Raw genomic sequence first — 25781 nt, forward strand, 5'->3', positions numbered from 1 at the left:
AGCGATGGGGCGCGTCCTCCGGTCGGAGGACGCGCCCCATCGAGGTTCCTCGTGCACGTGTGGCGTCGGAGACGCCTGTGCAGAGTCGTTACTGCAACGGCAGGGTCGTTACTGCAACGGCCTCACAGGGCCACGCCCAGGAGCGCGTCCACGGCGCGCGACACCACACCGGGCGCGCTCTCGTCCGTACCGCCCCGCTCCTGCTGGAGGGCGGCCCAGCGGTCGACCGCGGCGAGCGCGGTGGGCGCGTCCAGGTCGTTCGCGAGGGCCTCGCGGATCTCCTCGACCAGCGCCTCCGCGGGCGGTCCGTCGGGCCGGGAGACGGCGGCGCGCCACCGGTCGAGCCGGGCCACGGCGTCCTGGAGCACCTGGTCGGTCCACTCCCAGTCGGACCGGTAGTGGTGGGCGAGGAGCGCGAGCCGTATCGCGGCCGGGTCGACCCCGTCGCGGCGCAGCGCGGAGACGAAGACCAGGTTCCCCTTGGACTTCGACATCTTCTCGCCGTGCAGCGCGACCATGCCGGCGTGGACGTACGCCTTGGCCATGGGGAACTCGCCGGTCAGCGCCTGCGCGTGGGAGGCGCCCATCTCGTGGTGCGGGAAGGCGAGGTCGGAGCCGCCGCCCTGGACGTCGAAGCCCATGCCGAGATGGTCGAGGGCGATGGCGACACACTCGATGTGCCAGCCGGGCCGACCGCGGCCGAGGGAGCCGCCGTCCCAGCTGGGCTCGCCCTCGCGTGCGGCCATCCAGAGCATGGGGTCGAGGGGGTTCTTCTTGCCCGGCCGGTCCGGGTCGCCCCCGCGCTCGGCGGAGAGCAGGCGCATCGTGGCGGCGTCGAGGCGGGAGACCTTGCCGAAGTCGGGGTCGGACTCGACGGAGAAGTAGATGTCCCCTTCGAGTTCGTACGCGGCGCCGGAGTCACGGAGCCGCTCGACGAGCGGAACGATGCCGGGGATGGCCTCGACCGCGCCGATGTAGTGGCGGGGCGGGAGCATCCGCAGGGCGGTCATGTCCTCGCGGAAGAGGGCGGTCTCCTTCTCGGCGAGGGCCACCCAGTCGATGGCGTCGCGCTCGGCCCGCTCCAGCAGGGGGTCGTCGACGTCCGTCACGTTCTGGACGTAGTGAACCTGCCGCTTGGTGTCGAGCCACACACGCTGAACGAGGTCGAACGCGTTGTAGGTCGCCGCGTGACCCATGTGGGTTGCGTCGTACGGAGTGATACCGCAGACGTAGATACGGGCGACGGGACCGGGGTCAAGGGTGATGAGCCCATCGGTCGCGGTGTCGTGGATCCGAAGGTCGCGGCCCTTGCCGGGCAGGGCGGGGACCTCAGAAGCGGGCCAGGCATGCATGCCACGAGCCTAACCCGATCGCCGCGTTGCCATGCCGGGCGCCCGGGTACTCAGGGGTACGCCTTGTTCTGCGGCTGTCGGCCAGTACGTGGCTGGTCGCGCAGTTCCCTGTGCCCCTGATGGGGCGCGCCCTGGTCTTCGGCTCTCTGCGGGCAGTCGTGCCGCTGGGGCGGCACGGGTGGGCGCAGCAGCGCCTCGTGACCGAGGGTGCCCTCAGACCGGGGGCCAGGGGATCGCCGGCCACTCGCCGCTCGGCTCCGGGTGGCGTCCGCTCTTCAGCAGCGCGGCGACCCGCTCCCGTGTGGCGTCCAGCTCGGCCGGTGTGATCAACGCGACGAGTTTCGCGGCCAGCGCCCCGCCCTCGCCGAGCGCGTCCCGCAGCCGCTCCAGCACGCCCACGGCCTCGTCCGTGAGCGGCTCCCCCGCCCAGCCCCACAGCAGCGTGCGCAGCTTGTTCTCGACGTTGAAGGTCACTCCGTGGTCGATGCCGTAGAGCCGCCCCTCAGCGGCGGGCAGAAGGTGCCCGCCCTTGCGGTCGGCGTTGTTGACGACCGCGTCGAGGACGGCGAGCCGCCGCAGCCGCTGGTCGTCGGCGTGCACGAGGAGCGCGGTCTCGCCCTCCCCGACCTGCGCGAAGCCGACGGCCTTCCAGCCCGCCCCGGCCTCCTCGCCCTCGACGAGGGCCAGCAGCTCGGACCCGGGCGTGCCCTCGATCCACAGCTGGCACATGCCCTGCCCGTACGGCCCGTCCCGCAGCACGGTGGGCGGGACGAGCCCCCAGCCGGTCGCCTCGGACACCTCGTACGCGGCGACCTCCCGCTGTGCGAGCGTCCCGTCGGGGAAATCCCACAGGGGCCGCTCCCCGGCGACGGGCTTGTAGACGCAGGCGGCCTCCTGGCCTTCGAGCGAGACCGTGCAGTACAGCACCGCGTTGGACGCCTCCCGCACCTGTCCGCGCACGGTCAGCTCGCCCTCGGCCAGCAGCCGGACCGACGGCTCGGCCGGCGGGGTGGGCGCCGGCTCGGCGGAGGAGGTCACTCCCCGCGCCGGTATCCGTTCTGGCGCGGACATACGTGTCCTTCCGGGTCGAGCGGCAGACTGCACAGCGGGCACGGCGGCCGCCCCGCGTTGACGACGTCGAGGGCGCGCTTGGCGAAGGCCCGGGCCTGCGTGCCGGTGAGGCGGACGCGGAGCATCGGCGGGCCGTTCTCCTCGTCCTGGAGCATCCGCTCCTCCGCCTCGGCCAGGTCCTCCTCGGAGTCGGCGTCCAGCTCGACCAGGGCCTGGGCCTCGACGATCATCCGCTCCTCGTCGCCGTCCCAGGCCAGCGCCATGGTGCCGACCCGGAACTCCTCCTCGACGGGGGTCTCCAGCGGTGCCGTGTCGGACACCTCGGTGGGGGCGACGGCCGGCACCGCCGCGCTGCCGCCGCTGCGCCGCACGACCTCGTCCAGCAGTTCGTCCATGCGCTCGGCGAGCGCGGCCACCTGGGTCTTCTCCAGGGCGACGCTGGTGACGCGCTGCCCCGAGGAGGCCTGCAGGAAGAAGGTACGGCGCCCGGGCAGCCCGACCGTACCGGCCACGAAGCGGTCCGGGGGGTCGTAGAGGAACACCTGACGGGACACGTCCTGTCTCCATTGGAATCGACGTCGGGACCGGGCCGCGTCGGCTGCTGAGAAGGTTCAGCGCCGCCGCGACCGCTTCACCCTACTGCGGTTGACGATCACGGTGCCCCCGCACCGCCCCCCACGGTCGCGTCACCGCTCGGGGGCTCCTCGCGCGGCGCCAGGGACGAGAGGTCCCCGGTGTCGCCGAGACGGACGAGAAACGGCCTGAGTCGGGTGTAACGGATCGCGGTGATGGAACACGGTTCGACAGAGATCCGCTGGAAGAGGTCCAGATGAAGTCCGAGTGCGTCCGCGACGAGCGACTTGATGATGTCGCCGTGCGAGCACATCACGTACACGGCGTCCGCGCCGTGGTCGCGCTCCACGCGCGCGTTCCACTCCCGGACCGCCTCCGCGGCCCGGTGCTGCATGGCCCGCATCGACTCACCGCCCGGGAACGCGGCGGCCGTCGGATGCGCCTGGACGACCTGCATCAGCGGCTCGTCGTTCAGCTCGGCGAGCTTGCGGCCGGACCAGTCGCCGTAGTGGCACTCGCCGATCCGCTCGTCGGTGTGGGGGACGAGGCCGGGCCGGCTGTCGAGCAGCGGCCCGATCGTCTCCTGGCAGCGCTGGAGCGGGCTGGTGACGACCTCGGCGATCGGCAGCCCGGCGAGGCGGCCGGGCAGCGCCGCGGCCTGCGCGGCGCCTCGCTCGTCGAGCGCGACCCCGGGCGTCCACCCGGCGAGCACGCGCTCGGTGTTGGCGGTGGAACGTCCGTGCCGGACAAGGATCAACGTGGGCATGCGCCCCAGCCTAGACGCCTGCCCGACGACCTCCCCCGGCCCTGTGGACAAGGCCCCGCGAAAGGAAACTCCCCGTGATCGTCGACTGTGCCGTCTACCGCGACGGGCACCGCACCGAGGGCCCCGACGACCTCTCCGACGCACTGGCCGCCGCCCGTGCCTCCGGCGGCTTCGTGTGGATCGGCCTGCACGAGCCGTCGGAGAAGGAGTTCGCCCTGGTCACCGAGGAGTTCGCGCTGCATCCGCTGGCCGTGGAGGACGCGCTGAAGGCCCACCAGCGGCCGAAGCTGGAGGTGTACGACGACTCGCTGTTCATGGTCCTCAAGCCGGTCGTGTACGAGCCGTCCAGTGACACCGTGACCAGCGGCGAGGTGATGGTCTTCCTCGGCCACGCCTTCGTCGTGACCGTCCGCCACGGCGAGGGCGCACCGCTGGGCGTCGTACGCCGTCGTCTGGAGCAGGAGCCCGAACTGCTCGGCAAGGGGCCCACGTCGGTGCTGTACGCGATCACGGACGCCACCGTCGACCACTATCTGGAGGTGGCGACCGAGCTCCAGACCGACCTGGAGGAGCTGGAGACGGAGGTCTTCTCCCCCGACCTCGGCGGCTCACGGAACACGGCGTCCCGGATCTACACCTTCAAACGCCAGGTATTGGAGTTCCGCCGGGCCACCGGCCCGCTCGCCGCACCGCTCGTCCGGCTCTCGGGCACCGGCACCTCCACCCAGGCGGTGCCCTTCGTCGAGGAGAAGGCCCAGCCGTTCTTCCGTGACGTCAACGACCATCTCACCCGCGTCAACGAGTCCGTCGAGGGGCTGGACCGGCTGGTCTCCGACATCCTCTCCGCGCATCTGGCGCAGATGAGCGTCCGCCAGAACGACGACATGCGGAAGATCTCGGCCTGGGCGGCGATGGCCGCGATCCCGACCATGGCCGCCGGCGTCTACGGCATGAACTTCGAGCACATGCCCGAACTGCGCTGGGTGTGGTCGTACCCGGCGCTGATGGCCCTGATGGTCGTGACGGAGGTGCTGGTGTACCGGCTCTTCAAGCGCCGCGGCTGGCTGTAGCCGACGAACGCCCCCTGCCGCCGTCGCCCGTGCCGTACGCGCGCGTGGGCGGACCTTGCGGCCACGCGCGCGTGGCGGGTGTGCGAGGTGCTCAGGCGAACTCGGGGGCGGCGGTCGCCGGTCCGCCCAGGGCGTCGCGGCGTTCCGGCATCGCCAGGGTCACCATGCGGCGCCAGCCGACGGCCCGCTCGTACGCGTACACGGCGTGGATGCCGGCGGCGAGGACGGCCGCCTTCGCCCTGGGCCAGCCGAGGACGCGCCCCATCCGGTCCATCACGGCCAGGCTGACGTCCCGGTGGACGGCGATCTCCGCGAGGGCGCACTCGCGCAGGGTCCGCTGGATCAGACGGCCGTGTCCGGCGGCCGCGTAGCGCAGCAGTTCCTCGTGGGTGTAGGCGAGGTGGTTGTCCTCGTCGTCGGAGATCATCCGGACCGCCTTGCCGATCTCGGGGTGGTCCGCGAAGTGCTTGCGGAGCATCACCATCTGGTCGGCGGCGCGCTGTTCGGTGACCCGGCTGTGGGACAGGTAGACGATGACGTCCCGCAGCGTGAGGGCCTGGTCGGCCTTGAGCTTCTCGTGCGCGAGACCGATGCCGCGGCGTTCGAGGAGCATGGTGTAGTCGGTCTCGGGCGGGACCTCCACCGGCTGGAGACCGCGCTTCTTCATCAGGGCGTGGAAGATCCGCCCGTGCTTGTCCTCGTCGGCACCGTGACGGGTGATCTTCGGTGCGAGCGCGCGCTCGCTCTGCGGGACGAGCGCGGCGATGCGCCCGTTCTCCCAGCCGCCCTGTGTCTCGCCGCTGGCGGCGATGGAACAGAACAGCCGGAAGGACTCGTCGTTGTCGACGATCTCCTGGAAGAGACTCTTGGCCGAAAGCATCTGAGGCACCTCTCTGCAGGGGTCCTGGCAGGGGTCCTGCAGAAAACGAGTCAAATGGGGTACCAGGAGCCGGGCAACAGCTGTGTCGGACAAATCCGCCGAACGAAGGATGCCGGGGCGGCGCGAACGCGTAACCGAGCGGGTCGCGCCGCGTTGTCCTCCGTGACGGCCGTGGCGGGGAAGACCCCCGAGCCCCCACCACGGCCGCGGAACTCTCCGAACCCCCGCCCCCCGGCCGCCGCCCTTCGGTTGCGGCCGGTTCCGGCGCTCGCCGGCGGTTGCGCCGTTCGGGTTACGCGAGCCCGGCCAGCTCCATGGCCTCGGTGCCGGCCCGGAGCGAGGCGATCCGCTCGTCCAGGGTGAAGCCCGCCGGGGCGAGGGTGAGGGTGGTGACCCCGGCCTCGGCGTAGGCCTTCATCCGGTCGGCGATGCGCTCCACGGAACCGAGCAGCGTCGTCTGGTCGATCAGCTCGTGCGGAATGGCCGCCGCGGCGCCCGCCTTGTCGCCGGCCAGGTACTTGTCCTGGATCTCGGCGGCCTCCTTCTCGTACCCCATGCGCTGGGCGAGCTGGTTGTAGAAGTTTTGCTTGCGGCTGCCCATGCCGCCGACGTACAGCGCGGTGTACGGGCGGAAGGTGTCGGCGAGCGTCGTCACGTCCTTGTCGTCGCCGACGGCGAGGGGGAGGGTCGGACAGACGTCGAACCCGTCGAGGGTCTTGCCGGCCTTCTCCCGTCCCGCCCGCAGGTACGTGATCGCCGTGTCCTCCAGGTGCGCGGCGGAGGGGAAGATCAGCAGGGCGCCGTCGGCGATCTCGCCGGTCTGCTCCAGGTTCTTCGGGCCGATCGCGGCGATGTACAGCGGGATGTGCTCACGGGTGGGGTGCACGGTCAGCTTCAGCGGCTTGCCGGGGCCGCCGGGCAGCGGCAGCGTCCAGTGCTCGCCCTCGTGGGACAGGCGCTCCCGGGTCATCGCCTTGCGGACGATCTCCACGTACTCGCGGGTGCGGGCGAGGGGCTTGTCGAACTTGACCCCGTACCAGCCCTCGGAGACCTGCGGTCCGGAGACGCCGAGGCCGAGCCGGAAGCGGCCGCCGGAGAGCGAGTCCAGCGTCGCGGCCGTCATCGCGGTCATCGCGGGCTGGCGGGCCGGGATCTGGAAGATGGCCGAACCCACGTCGATGCGGTCGGTCTTGGCGGCGACCCAGCTGAGGACGGTGGCGGCGTCCGAGCCGTACGCCTCCGCGGCCCAGCACACCGCGTACCCCAGCCGGTCGGCCTCCTGGGCCACGGCCAGGTTGTCCCCGTCCATTCCGGCACCCCAGTAGCCGAGGTTGATCCCGAGCTTCATAGAGACCGCCTTCCCTTACCGATCGGTAACGTCCGTGTTTCCGCCGACCCTACCGGGCGGTGCCGCGGCAGAGCCCGGGAGGCGGAGGTCGTACGGCGGGTGCGACCAGCCCCCACTCGGCCGCGGACGACGAACCCGCACTGCCAGATCGGTTATCCACAGGCCCCCACGTGACCAACCCTGGCCAGTAATGTCGGCGTTCATGGAGCAGAGGCATCTCGGCCGTACCGGCCTGCGCGTGTCCCGGATCGGGCTCGGCACCCTGACGTGGGGCCGCGACACGGACGAGCACGACGCCGCGGACATGTTGAAGGTGTTCTGGGAGGCGGGCGGCAACCTCGTGGACACGGCGGACGTGTACGGGGACGGCGAAGCCGAGTATCTGCTCGGGCAGTTGATGGCCGGCCTGGTGCCCCGCCGCGACCTGGTCATCTCCACGAAGGCCGGCAGCGTCCCCGACCCCGACCGCCGCTTCGACGGCTCCCGGGGCCACCTGCTCGCCGCCCTGGACGCCTCCCTCGCCCGCCTCGGCACGGACTACGTCGACGTCTGGCACATCCACGCCTACGACCCCGAGACGCCCCTCGACGAAACGCTCCAGGCCCTCGACCTGGCCGTCAGCAGCGGCCGCGCCCGGTACGCCGGGGTCTCCAACTTCTGCGGCTGGCAGCTCGCGAAGGCGGCCACCTGGCAGCTCGCGGCCCCCGGTATACGCACCCGTCTGGCCAGTACGCAGCTGGAGTACTCCCTGCTGCAACGCGGCGTCGAGCGCGAGGTGCTGCCCGCCGCGCTGGACCTGGGCATCGGTCTGCTCCCCTCGTCACCGCTGGGGCGCGGTGTGCTGACCGCCAAGTACCGCCACATCACGCCCCCCGACTCACGGGGCGGCTCCGAGCACATGGCGCCGTTCGTCGCGCCCTACCTCGACGAGACGGCGACCAGCATCGTGGAAGCGGTGCAGACCGCCGCGGACGGTCTCGCCGTTACCCCGCTCCAGGTGGCCCTCGCCTGGGTGCGCGACCGGCCGGGCGTGGCCGCGCCCGTCGTGGGCGCGCGCAACGCGCTGCAGCTCACGGGGGCATTGTCAGTGGAGAGCCTTAGTCTTCCTGACGAGATCTGCCGGGCTCTCGACGACGTGTCGGCGCCCGTGCACCGCTATCCCGATCACGACTGGAGCACGCTGTGAGCACGGAGCCCTCGACCACGGGGACGGACGAGCCGGGAGGACGGGGCGACGCGACTGCCTCCGAGGCGCCCGACGACGCGACCGCCGGGGGCACTCCGGAAGGCTCCGCCGACGACGCCGGCACTGTCGAGACCGCCGAGACGGCCGGGACCGCGTCCGAAGCCACGCCCGAGACCACTTCCGAGGCCACGTCCGGAGCCACGCCCGAGAGCACTTCCGAGGCCGCCTCCGGGACCGCGGCCGAAGTCTCCGAGGCCCAGGCCGAGTTGGCGGCCCAACGGCTGGAGCGGGAGCGGATCGAGAAGCGCAAGGCGGAGAAGAAGACACCGGTCACCAGCGGGGCCAAGCTCAGCGGGACGGCCGCCGATCTGCTGGCCGCCGTGCGGGCCGTGGAGGGCGGCCGGAAGCCCACGGCCACCGTCTTCGACGAGCCGGAGCCCGCCCCCCGTCGGCCCGCGCAGGAACCGGCGCGGCGACCGCACCCCGTGCCGCCCCCGGTCGGTACGGCGGCGCCCTCCGGCGAGACGGTCGAGGCGGTGCGCGCGGTGCTGACCGAGGGGGGTGCTCCCGAGGCGCTGGTGCCCCAGGTCGCCGAGGCGCTCGGCGAGGGCGCGGGCGCCCGGCTGCGGGAGGATCCCTGGCAGCTGCTGCACGTGCCGGGTGTACGGCCGGAGCAGGCGGACGGCTTCGCGCGGGCCCTGCTCGGCGCGGAGTGCGGCCCGGACGACGAGCGGCGGGGCCGGGCGGTCACCGTGTGGCTGCTGGAGCAGGCCGCCGTGGCCGGCCACACGGCGCTGGAGGCCCCGGCCCTGATCGCCGCGCTGGGTCAGCGTTCCGTCCCCGACCCCGACGAGGCCGTCCAGAGCACCGTGGCCGAGGGCGAGGCCCTGGTCTTCCAGGACGCGCTGGACGACGCCCCGTCCACGCCCCGGTCCGCACCCGCCCCCACGTCGACCTCCGCGGACGCCGGCTCCGGCTCCGGCTCCGAGGGCGATGGCGAGGGCGGCGAGGCGGAGGAGGAGCGCCCGGTCCGTGTCCTCATCGGTCTGGAGCGTTACGCCCTCGCCGAGGAGAGCCTCGCCGACGGCCTGGCCCGCGTCATGAACTCCCTGCCCAAGGACGATCCGACCGACTGGGCCCCGGCAGCGGCGTCGGCGCCGCGCTCCGCGGCGGAGCTGATCCGTGCCGTCGCCGGCCACGGGCTCGTGCTGCACACCGGCGGCGAGGCGGCCCGCGCGGAACCGGCGGCACTCGTCACGGCCGCGCGGACGCTCGGACTACGGGCCTACGCGGCGACGCACAGCGCGGACGGCAGGCGCCGCTTCGCCGCGCAGCTGGGCTCCGCCGACCGCGAGCCCGCCGAGGAGGCCGGCACCGTCGAGGGGGCCGCATCCGTGGTGACGACCCTCGCCGGGCTGCTGTCCGGCGCGGAGGGACCCGGCCGTGACGCGGAGGGCGCGCTCGCCCTGGACCTGCTCGTGGTCCTGGACGCTCCCCAGGTGGACGTCGAGACCGCCGCGCTGCTCGCCGAGTCGCTGCCCGACGGGTCCCGGCTGGTGCTCAGCGGCGACCCGGGAGTCCTCTGGTCCGCCGGGCCGGGCCGGGTCTTCGCCGACCTGCTCGCCGCCCGCGCCTGCCCGCAGGTGGCCTCGCGGACACCCGACCCGGGGCCCATCGGCGAACTGGTCTCGGGCATCGGGATCGGCGAGCTGAACCAGGTCGACGCGCCCGGCAAGGAGGTCGTGATCGTGCCGGTGCGGGACGCCGGTGAGGCGGTGCACCGGACGGCGCAGCTCGTCGTGGACTCGGTGCCGAGGGCGTTCGGGATCCCCGCGGAGCACGTGCAGGTGATCACCCCCGGTCATGGCGGCGCCGTCGGCACGCGCGCGCTGAACGCCGCGCTCAAGGAGCGGCTGAACCCCGGTCCTGGTCGTTTCGGCGGCTTCGACCCGGGCGACCGTGTGGCCCACTCCCCCGCGCCGGGCCGTACGACGCCGGGCCGCGTGGTGAAGGCCGATGCCGAGGGGCTGCACCTGGAGTGCGCGGGCGCGGCCGTCGTCGTACCGAAGGAGCGCGTCGAGCGGACCGTGCGGCACGGTTGGGCGCTGACCGCGCACCAGGCCGTGGGGCACCGGTGGCCGGCGGCGGTGGTGGTGCTGCCGGGTGACGCGGCGCAGGCCCTCACCCGCCCCTGGGTCTACACGGCCTTCGGTCGCGCCGAGCGGCACCTGTCCGTGGTGCACGGCGTGGAGCAGGCCCTGCCCCGCGCGGTCGCCGAGATCCCGCCGAAGCCCCGCACGACCCGGCTGCCGGCGCTGCTCAAGGCCCAGGTGCCGTCGGCCGATTGAGGCACCGCCCGACAACGGACGCGCGCCCCTGGGGCGGCCCGCAGGGCCGTCTTCCAGGGGCGCGGGGAACTGCGCGAGCAACCACGCACGACCCGAGGCCGCCCGACGACGGAAAGCCCCGAGCTATGAGACGTTCCCGGCCACGGGGCACCGCCGTGGACCCCTACCGGTCCACGTCCAGCGGCTCCAGATCCTCGTCCTCGTCCAGCTCCGCGACGAGGGTGACGTCGTCGTCCAGGTCGTCGTCGTCCGGCTCGTCGTCGAAGACCGCGCTGACGTCGAAGCGGCAGACGGTCCGCTGGGTGTCGACCCCTTCGAAGGGGGCCTCCAGCCACTCCCCGGGCTCGGCGGCGTCGTCCGCGGCGGTCACCCAGAGCGTGGAGTCGCCCTCCTCCAGGCCGAACTCCTTGTGCCGGGAGGCGATCTCGTCCGGTTCGAACTCACCGAACAGCACACCGAGGGCGCCGAGCACGGTGCTCGCCGCCCCCTCGGAGGCGGTCGGCTCCTCGGCCGCCTCCACGCGCTGCGCCTGTGCCAGCAGCCGCTGCGGCTCGCCCACCGTGTAGTCGCGGCGGATCAGCACACTGAGCGCGCCGGGCTCGTCGGGGCCGATGTACGGCGGCCTGTCCTCGGTGCCGGGGATCTCGAAGGGAGTGACCTCGTCATAGCGGTCGTAGAGCAGTTCGTCGTACTCCTCGGCGGCCGCGGCCAGCTCGTTGAACGCCTCGTAGACAGCCGGGTCGTCCTCCCCCGACCGGCGTTCGACCGCGGCCAGGTGGCGGTCGAGCGCGGTCTTGACCGCCTCGGCGGCGGCGCGTACCTCGGCAGCGGTGGGCTGCGCAGCATCAGACATAGTGCAGACGCTATCCGTACCGGGCCCCAGCCCGCACAATAGATACCGATGCCGGAATACGAATTTGTCGACGTGTACGTACCGCGCGGGGTCTCCCGCAAGGACGCCACACGCCTGCTGACGGACCATGCCGAGTACGGACACTGGGAGTTGGACCGACTGAGCCTGCTGCGTGACGGCAGCCGCAGGGTGCGGTTGCGCCGACGGATCATCCGCCAGGTACGCGCCACATGGTGAGTGGGCGCGACGGAACGGAGCGGGCCCCGCTGGTGCGGGGCCCGCTCCGTTCGGTGGACGCCCGGGTCGGTTACAGCGCGGCGGCCCGTGCCTTGCGGTAGATCAGGGCGCCGCCGATCAGTGCACCCGCGCCCACGGGGAGCATCAGCCCCAGGGGCAGGTCGCCGCCGGTCTGGGCGAGCTGCGCGGCACCGTCGGGCTGGGTGACGGTCTGCGTACCCGGGGTGTTGGTGTCACCGCCGGGGACCTCGCCGCCGGGGCCAGCCGGACGGTCGGGCTTGCTCGGTGCCTGCGGGGACGCCTCCTCGGAGTCGCCCGGCGGGTTCTGCGGGCCGCCCGGGTTCTCGTGCGCCCCTCCGCCGCCCGAGTTCCCGCAGTCGTCGTCCGCGACCCCGTTGCCGATGCCGATCACGCTGACGCTGTTGCCGCAGACGTTGACCGGCACGTGGACCGGAACCTGGATGTGGTTCCCGGAGGCCACCCCCGGCGAGTCACCGGTGTGACCGCCTGCGTGGGAGCCGCCGTACGACGGACCGTGGCCGTCGTCGCCGTAACCGCCGCCACCGGAGCCGTTCGCGCAGTCGTTGCCCACGGCGGTGTTGCCGACGCCGACCACGTTGACGCTGTTGCCGCACACGTTGACCGGCGCGTGCACCGGGGCCTGCACGACGTTGCCGGAGGCCACGCCCGGCGAGTCACTGGCGTGACCCCGGGCCTGGGAACCCCCGTGGGAGGAACCGTGGCCCTGGTCGGAGTGGCCGCCGCGTGCGTGCTTGCCGCCCGAGCCGTTGGAACACGTGTTGCCGGCCGCCGGGTTGAGCAGCCCGACCACGTTCACCGTGTTGCCGCAGACGTTGACCTCGGCCTCCACCGGCGCCTGCACGGTGTTGCCGGAGAGCACGCCCGGTGAGTTGGTGGCGGAGCCCTGCGCGCCGGAGTCGGCGTGCGCCATGCCTCCGGCAGCGGCGAAGACCCCGGAGGCGGCCGCCACCGTCATGAGGCCTTTGCGGGTGACCTGTCGCATTGCTGAATTACCTGCCTTAAGCCCTATGTTGTGATCTTGTACACCTTGTCGGGAGACCGAACGGCCCCGGAGTGCATGGCGCGCACTCCGGGGCCGACGGTTTGTTCAGACCCTCACCGGGTGAGGCACAACGTCACTTGTTGATGCAGGTGTTGCCGAAGGCGGGGTTCAGCAGCCCGATCACCGAGATCGTGTTGCCGCACACGTTCACGGGGACGTGAACCGGCACCTGGACGACGTTGCCGGACGCGACACCCGGGGAGCCGACGGCGGCACCCTGAGCCCCGGCGTCGGCGACGGCCAGACCCGCGCCCGCGAGAACCAGACCACCGGTGGCTGCCGCAGCGGCGACGACCTTCTTGAGCATTATTCCTCCTTGTTGGCAAAGCGACCCCAAGTAGCGAGTCACATCACCTGTAACGAGGAGGGAGTAATGGAGCTACGAGCTTATGGTCGGATTCACTCGTCACGGTCGACCTTCGTACGCCCGGCCGATTTAAGTGCCGAACGGTCAGGACGCGTCGATGAAGCGGTCGAGGACGCGCACACCGAACTTCAGGCCGTCCACCGGCACCCTCTCGTCGACGCCGTGGAACATGCCCGCGAAGTCCAGCTCCGGCGGCAGCTTCAGCGGTGCGAAGCCGAAGCCCCGGATGCCGAGGTCGTCGAAGGACTTGGCGTCCGTGCCGCCGGAGAGCATGTACGGGACCGCCTTCGCGGCCGGGTCCTCGGCGAGCAGCGCCGACTGCATGGCGTCGACGATCGCTCCGTCGAAGGAGGTCTCCAGCGCCTTGTCGGAGTGCACGTCCTCACGCCGCACCTTCGGGCCGAGGATCTTGTCGAGGTCGGCGAGGAACTCCTCCTCGAACCCGGGCAGGAACCGTCCGTCGACGTGCGCGGTGGCCTCGCCGGGGATGACGTTGACCTTGTAACCGGCGCCGAGCTGGGTGGGGTTGGCGGTGTTGCGCAGCGTCGCGCCGATGAGCTTGGCGATGCCGCCCAGCTTGGCGAGGGTGCCCTCCATGTCCTCCGGGTCGAGCTCGGTGCCGAGCGCGTCGCCGAGTTCGTCGAGGAAGGCGCGGGTGGTCTTGGTGACCCGCACCGGGAACTGGTGGCGGCCGAGGCGGGCGACGGCCTCCGACAGCTCGGTGATGGCGTTGTCGCGGTGGATCATCGAACCGTGGCCCGCCGTCCCGGCCACGGTCAGCTTCATCCAGTGCATGCCCTTCTCGGCCGTCTGGATCAGATAGAGGCGCCGCTGCTCGCTCACCGTGAACGAGAAGCCGCCGACCTCGCTGATCGCCTCGCTGACGCCCTCGAAGAGATCGGCGTGGTTCTTCACCAGGTGCTTCGCCCCGTACGTGCCGCCGGCCTCCTCGTCCGCGAGGAAGGCGAGCACGATGTCGCGCGGGGGCTTGCGGCCGCTGCGCATGCGGTCGCGGACGACCGCGAGCGTCATGGCGTCCATGTCCTTCATGTCGACCGCGCCGCGGCCCCACACACAGCCGTCCGCGACCTCGCCCGAGAACGGGTGGTGGGTCCAGTCCGCCGCGTTGGCCGGGACGACGTCGGTGTGGCCGTGGATGAGCAGCGCGGGCCGGGACGGGTCCTCGCCCTCGATCCGGGCCACCGTGGAGGCGCGGCCCGGGTGCGACTCGAAGATCCGCGGTTCCAGCCCCACCTCGGCGAGCTTCTCGGCGACGTACTCGGCGGCCACGCGCTCACCCGGACCCGAGTGGTCGCCGAAGTTGCTGGTGTCGATGCGGATCAGCTCGCTGCAGAGGTCGACGACCTCGTCCTCGCCGGTCACGCGCCTGCCCGGGTCCGTCTCACTCACGCTGGTTCCTCCCGCTGTCGCTGCTGGTGGTTCCCCCTCATACTCCTCCTGCCCCACCACCCGCCCCAAGACCGGGACCGGCCCGTCACACGCCGTTCACGCCCGGCCGTCGCCGGGGACGGGGTGTGATCGGGGGCCCTCGAAAGCCTGGTAATGTTTCCTTCGTCGCCGCGAGGGAGACCTCGCGCGACAGACACCTTGTCCGGGTGGCGGAATGGCAGACGCGCTAGCTTGAGGTGCTAGTGCCCTTTATCGGGCGTGGGGGTTCAAGTCCCCCCTCGGACACACAGTGGCGAAGGCCGCGACCCAAGGGTCGCGGCCTTCGCGCGTTGGGGGACGAAATGTGGGACGTATCTCTCCGCGTTCGAGAAACCCCAGGTCACAGCCGCCCGGCCGAACCCTGCGGGCCGCCGTCCTGATGCCCTCGCTTGGCCGTCACGACAGGCCGTAGTCACCCGAGCACTAGAGTATGGGGCTTGTTCGGCACCGGTACGGAAATATCCCCAGGCAGACCTGTGGCCCTCCGGCGCCCCCGGATGGTCCGGGTTCGAGAGGCGAGGATCCGATGGCCGCCGTGTACGAGAGTCCTGACCTGGCGCTGCTCGACGGAGAGCTGGCCGAGGGAGCCGGGCGGTTCGACCAGGTGGCGCGCTTCTCGGCCGGTCCCGCGGCCTCCCCCCGCACGCTCGTCGACGTCTTCGAGGCGTCCGTGCGGTCGTACCCGGACGAGCCCGCGCTGGACGACGGGAAGCGCCGGCTGACCTATCGCGCGCTGGCCGTCGAGGTGGAGCACCTGCGGCGACGGCTGGCAGCCGTCGGCGTCGGGCTCGGGGACCGGGTCGGGGTGCGGGTGCCGTCCGGCACCAACGAGCTGTACGTCGCCGTCCTCGCGGTGCTGGCCGCCGGGGCCGCCTATGTGCCCGTCGACGCCGAGGACCCCGACGAGCGGGCCGAGCTGGTGTTCGGAGAGGCGGAGGTACGGGCGGTCGTCGGGGCCGGCCACGACCTGACGGTGCACGGCGCGTCCGGCTCCCCCGCCGCGCGGCCCGGCGTCGAACACGACGCGTGGATCATCTTCACCTCCGGGTCGACCGGCAAGCCCAAGGGAGTGGCCGTCAGCCACCGCAGCGCCGCCGCGTTCGTGGACGCGGAGGCGGCGCTGTTCCTGACCGAGGAGCCGATCGGGCCCGGGGACCGGGTGATGGCCGGCCTCTCGGTGGCCTTCGACGCGTCCTGCGAGGAGATGTGGCTGGCCTGGCGGTACGGCGCCTGTCTGGTGCCGGTGCCGCGCGCGCAGGTCAGGAGCGGCGCGGATCTGGGGCCCTGGCTGGTCGAGCAGGAGATCACGGTGGTGTCGACCGTGCCGACGCTGGCCGCGCTGTGGGAGCCCGAGACCCTCAACGACGTACGGCTGCTGATCTTCGGCGGTGAGGCATGTCCGCCGGAGCTGGCGCAGCGGCTGGTGACGGAGGGGCGGGAGGTCTGGAACACGTACGGGCCGACCGAGGCCACCGTCGTCGCCTGTGCCGCGCTGATGTCCGGTGCGGAGCCGATCCGGATCGGGCTGCCGCTCGACGGGTGGGAGCTGGCCGTCGTGGACGAGGCCGGGGAGCCGGTGCCGATGGGCGGCAGCGGACAGCTGGTGATCGGCGGGGTCGGGCTCGCGCGGTATCTCGACGCCGAGAAGGACGCGGAGAAGTACGCGCCGCTTCAGTCGCTGGGCTGGGAGCGCGCCTACCACAGTGGGGACCTGGTGAAGGCCGAGCCCGAGGGGCTGGTCTTCCTCGGGCGGGCCGACGAGCAGATCAAGCTCGGCGGCCGGCGGATCGAGCTGGGCGAGGTCGACGCCGCTTTGCAGGCCCTGCCCGGTGTCGCGGGTGCCGCGGCGGCCGTACGGACCGCGCGCAGCGGAAACCAGCTCCTCGTCGGCTATGTGGTCACCCAGGACGGGTGGGACCACGCGGCGGCCGTGGAGAAGCTGCGAGCCGAGCTGCCGGCCGCGTTGGTGCCGCTGCTGGCGCCCGTGGCGGAGCTGCCGACCCGGACGTCCGGGAAGGTCGACCGGAACGCGCTGCCGTGGCCGCTCGCGGATCTGGAGACCGCCGGTCCCACCGAGGAGCTGTACGGGACCGAGGCATGGCTCGCCGAACAGTGGACCGAGGTGCTGGGGATCCCGGTCGGCGGCGCGGGCGACGACTTCTTCGCCGTCGGCGGGGGCAGTCTGGCCGCCGCGCAGCTGACGACGCGGCTGCGGACCCGGTACCCGAGCGTCGCGGTGGTGGACGTCTACCAGCGGCCCACACTCAGGAAGCTGGCCCGGTACCTGGAGGAGTCCGGCGGCGAGGACGGGGCCCGGCGGGCCGTGGCCCCCGTGCCGGCGCGGGCGCGGCTCGTCCAGCTCGCGCTGCTTCTGCCGCTGTTCACGCTGCTCGGCCTGCGGTGGGTCGTCCCGCTGGCGGCGCTCGGGAATCTGCTCGGCTCGTACGCCTGGCTGCCGACCGCGCCCTGGTGGGCCGTGGCGGCCGGGGCGGTGCTGTTCTTCACCCCGCCGGGGCGGCTGGCGATCGCGGCGGGCGGGGCACGGCTGCTGCTGCGCGGCGTCGAGCCGGGCCGGTACGCGCGCGGCGGGGGTGTGCACCTGCGGCTGTGGGCGGCCGAGCGGCTGGCCGAGTTCAGCGGGGCGACCTCGCTCACCGGGGTCTGGCTGGAGCGGTACGCGCGCGCTCTGGGTGCCAGGGTCGGGGCCGACGTCGATCTGCACGCGCTGCCGCCGGTGACGGGGATGCTCAAGCTCGGGCGGGGCGCGGCGGTGGAGTCCGAGGTGGACCTCTCCGGGTACTGGATCGACGGGGACCGGCTGGAGATCGGGCCGGTCAAGGTGGGCGCCGGCGCGGTCGTCGGGACGCGGAGCATGCTGCTGCCGGGGGCCAGGGTCGGCAAGCGGGCCGAGGTGGCGCCCGGGTCGGCCGTGGTCGGCCAGGTTCCCACCGGGCAGCGGTGGGCCGGGGCGCCCGCGGTCAAGCTGGGCAAGGCGAAGCGGAACTGGCCCAAGGAGCGTCCGCGGCGCGGCCTGATCTGGCGGACGTCGTACGGGGTGACCGGGTTCGGGCTGACCGCGCTGCCGGTGCTCGCCGGGGTCGCCGCCCTGGTGGTGCTGAGTCTGTTCGTGGACCCGGACGCCGGGCTCGGCGGTGCCCTGCGGGGCGCGGCCCTGGGGCTGGTGCCGGCCACGCTCGCGTTCGGGGCGGCGTACGCGCTGCTCCTGCTGGTGGCCGTGCGGCTGCTGAGCCTCGGGCTGCGGGAGGGCACGCATCCCACGCACAGCAGGGTCGGCTGGCAGGCGTGGACGGTCACCCAGCTGATGGACCGGTCGCGGGAGACGCTGTTCCCGCTGTACGCGGGGCTGGTCACGCCGGTGTGGCTGCGGCTGCTGGGGATGCGGATCGGCCGGGGCGCCGAGGTGTCGACGGTGCTCGCGCTGCCGAGTCTGACGACGGTCGGGGACGGGGCGTTCCTCGCGGACGACACCCTGACCGCGCCGTACGAGCTGGGCGGCGGCTGGATGCGGATCGGGCGGGCGGAGATCGGGCGACGGGCGTTCCTGGGGAACTCCGGGATGACCGCGCCGGGGCGTTCGGTGCCGGACGGCGGTCTGGTGGGGGTGCTGTCGGCGACGCCGAAGAAGGCGAAGAAGGGCAGCTCGTATCTGGGGCTGCCGCCGGTCAGGCTGCCCCGGGCGGCGGCTGGCGGCGACCAGAGCCTCACCTACGAACCGCCGGCGCGGCTGCTGTGGGCGCGGGGGCTGGTGGAGCTGTGCCGGATCGTGCCGGTGTTCTGCTCCGCCGGGCTGGCGCTGCTGACGGTGGCGGCGCTGAGCGCGCTGGGCGGCTGGGCGTGGCCGGCGGGCGGCGTGGTGCTGCTCTCGGCGGGCGTGCTGGCGGGTCTGGTGTCCGTGGTCGCCAAGTGGCTGCTGGTGGGGCGGCACCGCACGGGTGAGCATCCGCTGTGGAGCGGTTTCGTGTGGCGCAACGAGCTGGCGGACACCTTCGTGGAAGTGCTGGCCGTGCCGTGGCTGGCGGGCGCGGTGCCCGGTACGCCGGTGCTCACCGTGTGGCTGCGCGGGCTGGGGGCGCGGATCGGCAAGGGGGTGTGGATCGAGAGCTACTGGCTGCCGGAGACCGACCTCGTGACGCTCGGCGACGGGGCCACGGTGAACCGGGGGTGCGTCCTGCAGACCCACCTCTTCCACGACCGGATCTTGCGGACGGATACTGTTGAACTCCGTGAGGGTGCCACCCTGGGCCCGGGCGGAATCGTCCTGCCCGGCAGCGTGGTCGGGGCCCGCACCACGCTGGGTCCGGCGTCGCTGGTCATGGCCGCGGAGTCCGTTCCCGACGACACCCGGTGGCTGGGCAACCCGATCGAGTCGTGGCGCCGCTGAACGCGGCTCGTGCGGCGCGGGGGAACCCGGGGGACGATGGACGTCGTACGAGAGCGGAGCGGGGAGCAGAAGCGGCAGTGGCGGTTGTGCAGTCAGTGGGTCCGGACCCGTACTTCCCGGCGAACGGTGATTCCCGTTACCGGGTGCATCGGTACGAGCTGGCCGTGGACTACCGGCCGGGGCCGAACCGGCTGTCGGGCACCGCGCGGCTCAACGCCATAGCGGGCCGGGCCGCGCTCGCCGAGTTCCAGCTGAACCTCGCCGACTTCAAGATCGGGCGGGTGCGGGTCGACGGGCGGGCGCCGCACTACTCTCACCGGGGCGGCAGGCTGCGGATCCGGCCCGCCAAGCCGATCCGGCCCGGGGCCGCGTTCACGGTGGAGGTGCACTGGTCGGGCAATCCCAAGCCGGTGAACAGCCCCTGGGGCGGGCTCGGTTGGGAGGAGCTGACGGACGGGGCGCTGGTGGCGAGCCAGCCGGTCGGGGCGCCGTCCTGGTATCCGTGCAACGACCGGCCCGCGGACAAGGCGTCGTACCAGATCTCGGTGACGACGCCGTCGGCGTACCAGGTGGTGGCGGGCGGGCGGCTGCTCACGCGTACGGCGAAGGCGTCCACGACGACGTGGGTGTACGAGCAGTCGGCGCCGACGTCGAGCTATCTGGTGGGGCTGGCGATCGGCCGGTACCAGACGGTGCTGCTGGGCGATCCGGGGCCGGGCGGGGTGCCGCAGCACGGGCACATCCCGGCGCACCTGCTCACCGACTTCTCGCGGGACTTCGCGCGGCAGCCCGCCATGATGGAGCTGTTCGAGGAACTCTTCGGGCCGTATCCCTTCGGGGAGTACGCGGTGGTGGTGACCGAGGAGGAGCTCGATGTCCCGGTCGAGGCCCAGGGGTTGTCGCTGTTCGGCGCCAACCACGTGGACGGCGCGCGGGGTTCGGAGCGGCTGGTGGCGCACGAGCTGGCGCACCAGTGGTTCGGCAACAGCGTGTCCATCGCCGACTGGCGGCACATCTGGCTGAACGAGGGGTTCGCCAAGTACGCCGAGTGGCTGTGGTCGGAGCGTTCCGGCGGGCGCACGGCGCAGCAACTGGCGGCCGCCGCGCACCAGAAGCTCGCCGCGCTGCCCCAGGATCTGCGGTTGGCCGACCCGGGCCGCAAGCTGATGTTCGACGACCGGCTCTACGAGCGCGGCGGTCTCACCGTCCACGCCGTGCGCTGTGCCCTCGGTGACGAGGCGTTCTTCCGGATGCTGCGCGGCTGGGCGACCGTGCACCGCGGCGGTGCCGTGACGACGGCCGGTTTCACGGCGCACGCCGGCCGCTACGCCGACGATCCGCTGGACGACCTGTTCCGGGCCTGGTTGCAGGAGCCGGCGCTGCCGCCCCTGCCCGCCCCGAGGGACTCCGGGGTCCCGGCGCGACCGCCGTATCCGCCGACGAACGCGGGGTCGGCGTAACGGCCGGCGTGCACGGGGTCGGCCGGGTAGCGGGCACAATGGCGGGCATGTCGTCGCGCCGCAGTGGTTCCAGGGCCAGGTCGAAGAGCGTCTCCGGGGTGTCCTCGCCGGCCCCTCGCACCTGTCCCTGCGGGCTGGGGAAGACCTACGAGGAGTGCTGCGGGCGGTACCACTCCGGGAGCGCCGCCGCGCCGACCGCCGAGGCCCTGATGCGGTCCCGGTACAGCGCGTTCGTCGTGCGCGACGAGGCCTATCTGCTGCGCAGCTGGCATCCCCGCACGCGGCCCGCCGACGTCGCCTTCGACACGACCATGCGGTGGACCGGCCTGGAGATCCTGGACACCCGGGACGGTTCCGCCTTCCACACCACCGGCACCGTCACCTTCCGCGCCTCGTACCGCGGCGGCTCGACGCACGAACACAGCCGCTTCGAGCGGGTGGACGGGGCATGGGTGTACGTGGACGGCGAGTTCCCGGAGTCATGACCCGCTACTTCGACCCGCTGCCGTCCGTCGGCGACGACCGGGAGGCGTTCAAGGGGCGCTGGGAGGACCGGCTCTGGCTGAACGTGCCGGGTCCGTTGTACGGCGCCGACACCGACAACTGCTGGACCGGGCGGCTGCACGCGCCCGCCCATGTGCTCTACGGCGGCGAGCACGCGTCCGAGTACGTGTACCGCCAGCCGAGGACGCCCGCGGAGACGGCCCGGCTGGTCGAGGCGGCGAGAGCGGACCCGTTCGCCTGCTACGCCTGCGACGGGGACGCGTGGTGGACGTCGGACCTGGTGCGCGAGTGGTGGCGGGGGCGGGCACGGATCACGGAGTACCTGGCTGGTCGGAGCGACGAGTGGGCGGAGTTCGACGCCCGGTCGGGGCAGGGGATCGTCGCGGCCGTTCGGGACTTCGAGGCGTACATCGCGGACGGGTTGGCCACGGACCTGCGGGTGTACCTGTACTGGCTGGAGGAGCGGCGGTCGCCCGGGGACGGCGACCGGTTGCCCGTGCTGTGAGGGCCGGGTGCCCCTCGCGTGGTCACGCGTTCACGGGGCCAGGATGTCCAGTTCCTGGAGGGCGCCCTCGGTGATCTCTCTGGTGAGTTTCTCGGCGCGGGGGGCGTCGTGTTCGCGGATGGCCTCGGCGACCTGGACGTGGAGGGTGACGGCGGCGGGGTCGGGGTCGTGGAACATCACCGCGTGGTGGGTGCGGCCGGCGAGGACCTCCTCGACGACGTCGCCGAGGCGGGCGAACATCTCGTTGCCGGAGGCGTCGAGGATCAGGCGGTGGAAGGCGACGTCGTGCCGGAGGTAGCCCTCCAGCTTGTGGCCGCGTGAGTGGGCGACCATGCCGATGGCGCACTCGGTGAGCGCGGCGCACTGCTCGGCGGTGGCGTGGCGCGCGGCGAGACCGGCGGCGATCGGTTCGATCGCGGAGCGCAGGACCGTGAGGGAGCGCAGCTGGCGGGGGCGGTCGGCGCCGTCCAGCCGCCAGCGGATGACCTGCGGGTCGTAGACGTTCCACTCGGCGGGCGGGCGGACGATCACGCCGACGCGGCGGCGGGACTCGACCAGGTGCATGGACTCCAGCACGCGGACCGCCTCGCGCATCACGGAGCGGGACACCTCGAAGGTCTGGGCGAGTTCGTCCGTGCGCAGCACGCTGCCCGGCGGGTACTCGCCCGCGGTGATCGCCGGTCCGAGGGTCTCCAGAACTCGGCCGTGCAGCCCCCGGCCCGGTGTGGTCATGGGGATCAGGGTACGAGGGGAGGGGAGTGGAGAAAAAGTCAGACTTAATTGTGTCGGGGGCTTGAATTCGTCGTACCTAATGGGTTTCAGTGTCGTCGGCGTCGGATGACGTCCCAGATGTCGACGAAGACAGCGAGGTAGTGATGCGAACCCCTCATGTCGTCGTGGTGATGGGCGTGGCAGGGACCGGGAAGACCACGATCGGTCCCCTGCTCGCGGCCCGGCTCGGCGTTCCCTACGCCGAGGGCGACGACTTCCACCCCGCGGCCAACATCGCCAAGATGTCGGCCGGAACACCGCTGGACGACACGGACCGGGGGCCGTGGCTGGACGCCATCGGCGCCTGGGCGCACGACCGGGCCGGACTCGGCGGGGTGGTCAGCTGTTCCGCGTTGAAGCGGGCCTACCGGGACCGGCTGCGGGCCGCGGCGCCCGGAGTCGTCTTCGTGCATCTCGCCGGTGACCGGGCCCTCGTCGAGGACCGGATGTCCCACCGGCAGGGCCACTTCATGCCCACGGCCCTGCTCGACTCGCAGTTCGCCACGCTTCAGCCGCTGGAGGCGGACGAGGCGGGCGTCACGGTCGACGTGTCGGGCGCGCCCGAGGAGATCGCCGAGCGGGCGGTCACCGCGCTGCGGTAGTCGGATCCGGCGTCGTCGTAGGCCCTCGGCCCGCCGTCTCCTTCCCCCACCCCTCCCCCACCCCCTCACCTCCCCCGAAACCCACCCACCAAGGAATCACCGTGACCAGACTCAACGTCGAGCTGCTGGCAGCGGACCCCGTCGAGCCGATCACCTCGGCGGGGCACGCACAGCTGGGCATCGCCGTACTGGCGGGCATCGCCGTGATCGTCGTGCTCATCACCAGGTTCAAGGTGCACGCCTTCCTGGCGCTGACCATCGGCTCGCTCGCGCTCGGCGCGTTCGCCGGGGCCCCGCTGGACAAGGCGATCGCCAGCTTCACCACCGGGCTCGGGACGACCGTGGCCGGAGTCGGCGTGCTCATCGCGTTGGGCGCGATCCTCGGCAAACTGCTGGCGGACTCCGGGGGCGCCGACCAGATCGTCGACACGATCCTCGCGAGGGCCGGCGGGCGGGCGATGCCCTGGGCGATGGTGCTGATCGCCTCGGTGATCGGGCTGCCGCTGTTCTTCGAGGTCGGGATCGTGCTGCTGATCCCGGTCGTACTGATGGTCGCCAAGCGCGGCAACTACTCGCTGATGCGCATCGGCATCCCGGCCCTCGCCGGTCTGTCCGTGATGCACGGGCTGATCCCGCCGCACCCCGGCCCGCTGGTCGCGATCGACGCCGTGGGGGCCAACCTGGGCGTGACGCTGGCGCTGGGGCTGGTCGTCGCGATACCGACCGTGATCATCGCCGGGCCGCTGTTCTCGAAGTACGCGGCCCGCTGGGTGGACGTGCCGGTGCCCGAGCGGATGATTCCTCCGCGCGCCTCGGAGGAGCTGGAGAAGCGGCCCGGGTTCGGCGCGACCATCACGACGGTGCTGCTGCCGGTGGTGCTGATGCTGGCCAAGGCGCTCGTGGACATCGTCGTGGACGATCCCGAGAACATGGTCCAGCGGGTCTTCGACGTGGCCGGCTCGCCGCTGATCGCGCTCCTCGCGGCCGTCATCGTGGGCATGTTCACGCTGGGGAGGGCGGCCGGGTTCACCAAGGAGCGGCTGGGGTCGACGGTCGAGAAGTCGCTCGCGCCGATCGCGGGCATCCTGCTGATCGTCGGCGCGGGCGGCGGGTTCAAGCAGACGCTCATCGACTCCGGGGTCGGGCAGATGATCCTGGAGATCTCCGAGGACTGGTCGATCCCCGCGCTCGTGCTGGCCTGGCTGATCGCGGTGGCGATCCGGCTGGCGACCGGGTCGGCCACGGTCGCCACGATCTCGGCGGCGGGCCTGGTGGCGCCGCTGGCCGCGGACATGTCGACGGCCCACACCGCCCTGCTCGTCCTCGCCATCGGCGCGGGCTCCCTCTTCTTCAGCCACGTCAACGACGCCGGCTTCTGGATGGTGAAGGAGTACTTCGGGATGAGCGTCGGCCAGACCATCAAGACCTGGTCGGTGATGGAGACGATCATCTCGGTGGTGGCGGGGGCGATCGTGCTGCTGCTGTCGCTGATCATCTAGGCGGTACGGGACCAGGGCCTGACCGAGGGAGCATCCGCTGTGTCCGGCGCTACGGTCGCCACAGCGGATGTTCCCGGTCCGCCCACTCCCGGCTCACCGACCCCGTGCGCAGCCCTCGGCGGGCCTCCGGGTCGCCCAGGGCCATGCCGATGTGGCCGGCCAGGACGATGCCGATGGTCAGAGCCAGCCAGTCGTGGACGAAGGTCGCGCTGGTGCGCCACATCAGGGGGGTGAGGTGGGTGAACCACATCATCAGCCCGGTGGCGAGCATGACGAGGGTGGCGCCGGCGATCCAGGCGGCGTAGAGCTTCTGGCCGGCGTTGAACTTGGCGGCGGGGCGCGGGCCCGGTACCCGGCGGCGGGCGGCGCGGAGCCAGCGGCGGTCGTGCGGCCCCCACCGGTTGAGGCGGCCGAGGTCCGCGCGGAACGCGCGGGAGGCCAGGCCCGCCAGGACCGGGACCGGGAGGATCAGGCCGGCCCACTGGTGGACCGTCACCACCAGGGCCCGGCGGCCGACCAGTTCCGCGAGGACGGGGAGGTACAGGCAGGCCGCCGTCGCCACGCAGATGCCCATCAGGGCGGCCGTCGTCCGGTGGATCCAGCGTTCGGCGGCGGTGAAGCGGGCGACACGGGCGTCGGTGACGACCAGCCGCTCCTCAAGTCGTCGGTTCATCGTCCCGTCCGTTCGATCGGCCGACCCACGCGTCGATGTCGTAGCCCCGCTCCTCCCAGTAGCCGGGCTCGACCTCCTCGGTCACCTCGATGCCGGAGAGCCACTTCGCCGACTTGTAGAAGTACATGGGGGCCACGTAGAGGCGGACGGGGCCGCCGTGGTTGTGGCTGATGTCCTTGTCCTGCATGCGCAGGGCCACCAGGACGTCCGCGCGGCGGGCCTGCTCCAGCGTGAGGCTCTCGCTGTACGCCCCGTCGAAGCAGGTGAAGCGGACCGCCGTCGCCGAGGGGCGCACGCCCGCCGCGTCCAGCAGCGCGGAGAGCCGTACGCCCTCGAACGGGGTGTCCGGCACGCGCCAGCCGGTGACGCACTGGACGTCCTTCACCATCCGGGTCTGCGGGAGGGCCCGCAGGTCGGCGAGGGTATAGGTGGCGGATTTGTCGACCAGTCCGCCGACGGTGAGGCGGTAGTTCGCGGCGGACCTGCGGGGGACCGACGCCGTCACCGAGTAGTAGCGGAAGCCGCCGCCGTTGGGAAGCAGGCCCGTCAGTCCGGTGGGGTCCTGCTGGGCCGCCTCGCCGAGGAAGGCCTCCATGCCGCGCTGGAGCACCGGCGCGGCGACGACGCCGAGGGCGCCCAGGCCGAGGGTGCCGAGGAGGACGCGGCGGCCGACGGGTTTGCCGCGCTCCGCCTCCCTGGTGTCGTCGTCGGGGTGCTCCGGCGGCGCCTGTCGCGCCTCGGGATGTTCAGGGTTCACGTACCGATTCGAACATCCGCCGCC

The 25781-nt window shown here is 72.5% G+C and carries 23 protein-coding genes and 1 tRNA gene; 11 read left to right on the forward strand and 13 right to left on the reverse strand.

Features of this window, described 5'->3' with window-relative positions; translation table 11 throughout:
• Positions 1-122: 122 nt before the first annotated feature.
• The 4 genes from mshC to ACZ52C_RS20340 all read right to left on the reverse strand — a co-directional run bounded on the left by mshC (position 123) and on the right by ACZ52C_RS20340 (position 3762).
• A complete protein-coding gene (gene mshC / locus ACZ52C_RS20325; RefSeq protein ID WP_469076022.1) occupies positions 123-1352 on the reverse strand; it encodes a cysteine--1-D-myo-inosityl 2-amino-2-deoxy-alpha-D-glucopyranoside ligase in 1230 nt (409 codons plus the stop codon).
• Positions 1353-1565: 213 nt separating this feature from the next.
• The gene (locus ACZ52C_RS20330; protein WP_469076023.1) at positions 1566-2423 is read right to left on the reverse strand and encodes an SCO1664 family protein; all 858 of its coding nucleotides are present in this window, start codon (positions 2421-2423) and stop codon (positions 1566-1568) included.
• Positions 2387-2977 carry a DUF3090 domain-containing protein gene (locus ACZ52C_RS20335; protein WP_033531640.1) on the reverse strand — a complete coding sequence of 197 codons (591 nt, stop codon included), beginning with the start codon at positions 2975-2977 and terminating at the stop codon, positions 2387-2389. Before ACZ52C_RS20335 ends, ACZ52C_RS20330 begins: the two co-directional genes overlap by 37 nt.
• A gap of 98 nt (positions 2978-3075) precedes the next feature.
• Positions 3076-3762 (reverse strand): histidine phosphatase family protein, encoded by a 687-nt coding sequence (locus tag ACZ52C_RS20340; protein WP_469076024.1) that lies wholly within the window; start codon positions 3760-3762, stop codon positions 3076-3078.
• A gap of 74 nt (positions 3763-3836) precedes the next feature.
• Here ACZ52C_RS20340 and corA point away from each other — a divergent pair, with 74 nt between their 5' ends.
• On the forward strand, positions 3837-4832 hold the full coding sequence (gene corA, locus ACZ52C_RS20345; RefSeq protein ID WP_469076025.1) for a magnesium/cobalt transporter CorA: 996 nt from the start codon (positions 3837-3839) through the stop codon (positions 4830-4832).
• A gap of 91 nt (positions 4833-4923) precedes the next feature.
• On the opposite strand, the gene ACZ52C_RS20350 is transcribed toward corA, so the two are convergent.
• Positions 4924-5712 carry a ferritin-like domain-containing protein gene (locus ACZ52C_RS20350; RefSeq protein ID WP_469076026.1) on the reverse strand — a complete coding sequence of 263 codons (789 nt, stop codon included), beginning with the start codon at positions 5710-5712 and terminating at the stop codon, positions 4924-4926.
• A 292-nt stretch (positions 5713-6004) separates the two neighbouring features.
• Positions 6005-7060, reverse strand: a complete 1056-nt coding sequence (locus tag ACZ52C_RS20355) for an LLM class F420-dependent oxidoreductase (RefSeq protein WP_469076027.1) — start codon at positions 7058-7060, stop codon at positions 6005-6007.
• Between the two features lie 202 nt (positions 7061-7262).
• Between ACZ52C_RS20355 and ACZ52C_RS20360 the strand changes: the two genes are divergently transcribed.
• Together ACZ52C_RS20360 and ACZ52C_RS20365 are read left to right on the forward strand one after the other, a co-directional pair.
• Positions 7263-8246: an aldo/keto reductase gene (locus ACZ52C_RS20360; protein ID WP_469076028.1), complete on the forward strand. Its 984-nt coding sequence runs from the start codon at positions 7263-7265 to the stop codon at positions 8244-8246.
• Positions 8243-10594, forward strand: coding sequence for a helix-hairpin-helix domain-containing protein (locus tag ACZ52C_RS20365; protein ID WP_469076029.1), 2352 nt, complete (start codon positions 8243-8245; stop codon positions 10592-10594). The genes ACZ52C_RS20360 and ACZ52C_RS20365 overlap by 4 nt, the downstream gene beginning before the upstream one ends.
• Positions 10595-10757: 163 nt before the next feature.
• On the opposite strand, the gene ACZ52C_RS20370 is transcribed toward ACZ52C_RS20365, so the two are convergent.
• Positions 10758-11447, reverse strand: coding sequence for a hypothetical protein (locus ACZ52C_RS20370; RefSeq protein WP_086797745.1), 690 nt, complete (start codon positions 11445-11447; stop codon positions 10758-10760).
• Positions 11448-11495: 48 nt separating this feature from the next.
• Between ACZ52C_RS20370 and ACZ52C_RS20375 the strand changes: the two genes are divergently transcribed.
• Positions 11496-11684, forward strand: a complete 189-nt coding sequence (locus tag ACZ52C_RS20375) for a DUF5703 family protein (RefSeq protein ID WP_005485166.1) — start codon at positions 11496-11498, stop codon at positions 11682-11684.
• 70 nt (positions 11685-11754) lie between these two features.
• Here ACZ52C_RS20375 and ACZ52C_RS20380 read toward each other — a convergent pair whose 3' ends face one another.
• The 3 genes from ACZ52C_RS20380 to ACZ52C_RS20390 form a co-directional block, all read right to left on the reverse strand.
• Positions 11755-12708, reverse strand: a complete 954-nt coding sequence (locus tag ACZ52C_RS20380; RefSeq protein WP_469076030.1) for a chaplin — start codon at positions 12706-12708, stop codon at positions 11755-11757.
• Positions 12709-12841: 133 nt separating this feature from the next.
• On the reverse strand, positions 12842-13075 hold the full coding sequence (gene chpH / locus ACZ52C_RS20385; protein WP_033531632.1) for a chaplin ChpH: 234 nt from the start codon (positions 13073-13075) through the stop codon (positions 12842-12844).
• 144 nt (positions 13076-13219) lie between these two features.
• Positions 13220-14545 (reverse strand): M20/M25/M40 family metallo-hydrolase, encoded by a 1326-nt coding sequence (locus tag ACZ52C_RS20390; RefSeq protein ID WP_469076031.1) that lies wholly within the window; start codon positions 14543-14545, stop codon positions 13220-13222.
• Between the two features lie 200 nt (positions 14546-14745).
• Between ACZ52C_RS20390 and ACZ52C_RS20395 the strand changes: the two genes are divergently transcribed.
• The 5 genes from ACZ52C_RS20395 (at position 14746) to ACZ52C_RS20415 (ending at position 21455) form a co-directional block, all read left to right on the forward strand.
• A tRNA-Leu gene (locus ACZ52C_RS20395) sits at positions 14746-14830 on the forward strand.
• A gap of 280 nt (positions 14831-15110) precedes the next feature.
• The gene (locus tag ACZ52C_RS20400; protein WP_469076032.1) at positions 15111-18986 is read left to right on the forward strand and encodes a Pls/PosA family non-ribosomal peptide synthetase; all 3876 of its coding nucleotides are present in this window, start codon (positions 15111-15113) and stop codon (positions 18984-18986) included.
• Positions 18987-19063: 77 nt separating this feature from the next.
• Complete coding sequence (locus ACZ52C_RS20405; RefSeq protein WP_469076033.1) at positions 19064-20446, forward strand: M1 family metallopeptidase; 1383 nt, start codon at positions 19064-19066, stop codon at positions 20444-20446.
• 47 nt (positions 20447-20493) lie between these two features.
• A complete protein-coding gene (locus tag ACZ52C_RS20410) occupies positions 20494-20931 on the forward strand; it encodes a YchJ family protein (protein ID WP_469076034.1) in 438 nt (145 codons plus the stop codon).
• Positions 20928-21455, forward strand: a complete 528-nt coding sequence (locus tag ACZ52C_RS20415; protein ID WP_469076035.1) for a ferredoxin — start codon at positions 20928-20930, stop codon at positions 21453-21455. The genes ACZ52C_RS20410 and ACZ52C_RS20415 overlap by 4 nt, the downstream gene beginning before the upstream one ends.
• Before the next feature lie 30 nt (positions 21456-21485).
• Here ACZ52C_RS20415 and ACZ52C_RS20420 read toward each other — a convergent pair whose 3' ends face one another.
• A complete protein-coding gene (locus ACZ52C_RS20420; RefSeq protein WP_469076036.1) occupies positions 21486-22187 on the reverse strand; it encodes a FadR/GntR family transcriptional regulator in 702 nt (233 codons plus the stop codon).
• Positions 22188-22330: 143 nt separating this feature from the next.
• On the opposite strand from ACZ52C_RS20420, the gene ACZ52C_RS20425 reads away from it, so the two are divergent.
• On the forward strand, positions 22331-22828 hold the full coding sequence (locus ACZ52C_RS20425; protein WP_469076037.1) for a gluconokinase: 498 nt from the start codon (positions 22331-22333) through the stop codon (positions 22826-22828).
• A gap of 101 nt (positions 22829-22929) precedes the next feature.
• Positions 22930-24327 carry a GntP family permease gene (locus tag ACZ52C_RS20430; protein ID WP_469076038.1) on the forward strand — a complete coding sequence of 466 codons (1398 nt, stop codon included), beginning with the start codon at positions 22930-22932 and terminating at the stop codon, positions 24325-24327.
• A gap of 49 nt (positions 24328-24376) precedes the next feature.
• On the opposite strand, the gene ACZ52C_RS20435 is transcribed toward ACZ52C_RS20430, so the two are convergent.
• Positions 24377-25000 carry a cytochrome b/b6 domain-containing protein gene (locus ACZ52C_RS20435; RefSeq protein ID WP_469076039.1) on the reverse strand — a complete coding sequence of 208 codons (624 nt, stop codon included), beginning with the start codon at positions 24998-25000 and terminating at the stop codon, positions 24377-24379.
• Complete coding sequence (locus ACZ52C_RS20440) at positions 24984-25757, reverse strand: molybdopterin-dependent oxidoreductase (RefSeq protein WP_469076040.1); 774 nt, start codon at positions 25755-25757, stop codon at positions 24984-24986. Before ACZ52C_RS20440 ends, ACZ52C_RS20435 begins: the two co-directional genes overlap by 17 nt.
• Positions 25758-25781 lie beyond the last annotated feature (24 nt).

This window comes from Streptomyces sp. NPDC034049 (genome assembly GCF_055575575.1).